General features: G+C 39.6%; 3 protein-coding genes. All 3 read left to right on the plus strand.

Annotated features, from left to right (window positions below):
- Positions 1 to 111 precede the first annotated feature (111 nt).
- The 3 genes from AC220I_RS21090 to AC220I_RS21100 are packed head-to-tail and all read left to right on the plus strand — an operon-like array spanning position 112 to position 2,357.
- On the plus strand, positions 112 to 945 hold the full coding sequence (locus tag AC220I_RS21090; RefSeq protein WP_486725841.1) for a mechanosensitive ion channel domain-containing protein: 834 nt from the start codon (positions 112 to 114) through the stop codon (positions 943 to 945).
- 46 nt (positions 946 to 991) lie between these two features.
- Complete coding sequence (locus tag AC220I_RS21095) at positions 992 to 1,918, plus strand: NYN domain-containing protein (RefSeq protein ID WP_486725842.1); 927 nt, start codon at positions 992 to 994, stop codon at positions 1,916 to 1,918.
- Position 1,919: 1 nt separating this feature from the next.
- Positions 1,920 to 2,357, plus strand: coding sequence for a YaiI/YqxD family protein (locus tag AC220I_RS21100; protein ID WP_486725843.1), 438 nt, complete (start codon positions 1,920 to 1,922; stop codon positions 2,355 to 2,357).
- The last annotated feature ends 279 nt before the right edge of the window (positions 2,358 to 2,636 follow it).

The raw sequence follows: 2,636 nt of genomic DNA on the forward strand, positions 1-2,636 counted from the left end.
GAGCCTAGAATTGTTGGGTCTGCCAAGATTGTATTTTTTGATGGCCTCAATAATGAAAAATTTGAATTTGTGGCGAGAGTTTAATCGTCAGATGAAACGTGGGTGAATATTATGCTTGCATATATAGAGGGAAATGCCTTTTTAATCAAGCTTCTGATTTCATTAGGGTTAATGCTTTTGAATGTCCTCTTGATTCAGTTGATGAGTAAAATCTTATTTAAAACCATTAAAAACAACAGCGTCTACTATACAACTCGTAAAAGACTTTATTATTTTAATACGGTGATCCTCCTTGTGGTAATTGTTTTGATTTGGTCTGAATCAAAACTGGATCTTGCAACCTATGTGGGCTTTATTTCAGCAGGGATTGCAATTTCTTTAAGAGAGCTCTTTACCAATATGGCAGCATGGTTGATTCTCTTATTTCAAAAACCCTATGAGGTTGGTGACCGAATCACAGTGAATGAAATCGTGGGTGATGTTATTGACATCAAAGTGTTTCAAACAGTCCTCATGGAAGTTTCTTCGCCGAGATATGGTCAGCAAAGTACCGGAAGAATCATTCATATTCCAAACAATTTTCTCTTTCTACATGGCATTACCAATGCCAATAAGGGATTTGAATACATTTGGAATGAGATTGAGGTGAGACTAACACTTGATAGTCCATGGGAGATGGCAAAGCTCAAGCTTGAAGAAATCATCAACCATCATACCCTTCATCTGTCCAGTGAAGCTGAAGAAAATGTCATTCAGGCTTCCAAACGCTACATGCTTCATTACACTAACTTGACACCCATTGTCTTTGTCAATGTAAGAGATGGCTATCTCATGTTGACCATTCGCTATCTTTGCGAACCAAGACAGGCACGTATGACCGAAAATCTCATATGGCAGGAAATTCTGGGTGCCTTTAACGAAATAGAGGAAATAAAAATGGCTTAACGAAGCCATTTAGACCATAAAATAAAAAATAGAAGATGGGGGTTATATGTTAGAAGAAAAAAGGTTTGCCGTATTAATCGATGCTGATAATATTTCTGCCAAGTACATCTCCAATGTATTGGATGAAATCTCAAATTACGGTGTGGCAACCTACAAAAGAATTTATGGCGATTGGACCAAGAGCACCTCGGCTTCATGGAAGGATGTCTTGCTGGAAAACTCGATTACACCCATTCAGCAATATAGCTACACAAGCGGTAAAAACGCAACAGATTCAGCAATGATTATTGATGCTATGGATATCTTATATTCCGGAAAAGTCGATGGCTTTTGCATCGTATCCAGTGACAGTGACTTTACCAAGCTTTCGTCTAGACTTAGGGAGTCTGCAATGTTTGTACTGGGCATGGGCGAAAAGAAGACACCAAAGCCCTTTATTGCTTCCTGTAATCAGTTTAAGTATCTTGAAGTCTTAGAGGCTTCTGAGAAGAAAACGGTTGAAGGTGATTTGGATGCAAGTGGTGTCAGCGTGGGGGATATGATGACTAGCGAAAATGGTCAGCGACTTTCATCTAAAACCAGTGAAACTAACGGCATCAATGGCAAAGGCAGTGACAGCGAAAAGAATATGACAGAGCTCAGCGTCATCAAAGCGGCAATTCTGAAAATGCTTAATGAGATCGACGAAGATGATCAAAGCATGAATATGGGTGAGCTTGGTAATCGATTGGTTAAGCGTTATCCTGACTTTGACGTTAGAAATTATGGCGATCCTAAACTCTCAAGATTCTTGCGAAAATTTGACTTCCTTGACATCCATACCAAAGGCAATAGTAAGTCTATGTGGGTACGTCTAAAGAAGGAAAGTGAGAAAGGGAAAACGACACCTGCAAAGAAAAAGCGAAATAACAGAAAAAAGCCCTTTAAAAGAGAAGCACCCAAAAAGGATGTGACCACAACTGATGAGGCATAATATGAAGCTCAAGGTATGGATTGATGCTGACGGTTGTCCAGTAGTTAAAACAGCAATTGGTATTTCAAAAGCCAAAGGCTTTGCCGTCACAGTGGTTAAAAATCATGCAGTGGTCATAGAGGACGATTATGCAGAGATTGTGACGGTGGACCTCTCTCGGGATGCAGCGGATTTTTATATCGTCAACCACATGCAGGCAGATGATATTGTTGTGACACAGGACTATGGCCTTGCAGCCATGGTGCTCTCCAAAAAAGGACGTGCCATAAATCAAAACGGGCGATTGATTACCATGGATAATATTGATTTAATCTTAGACCAAAGACATTTTAATCGATTAGACCGCATGCAAAAAGGCAAATACACCAAGTTTAAAAAGCGTTCCAAGGCAGATGATGACGCCTTTAAAACCGCATTTACGGCTTTACTTGAAGCCTAAACAAAAAGCGTTAAAACGAAAATCGTTTTAACGCTTTTTTATATAGAATAAAATTGAGCCAAGTGTTGTAATGAGGGTGATTAGACCTTAAAAAGCGTCAGCGAAAATTGCTTATGCCATTTGTTCTTGATGGGAATCATCCAGATGCCTCATTTCATTAATAATCATGATGGCTGTGACCACAGATGCAGTGAAGTCAGCAATAGGGCCTGATATCCAGACGCCAGTCAAGCCAAAGAATCTTGGCATAATAAGCAGCATTGGCATTAGGACAATCAC

This window comes from Fusibacter sp. (genome assembly GCF_057447755.1).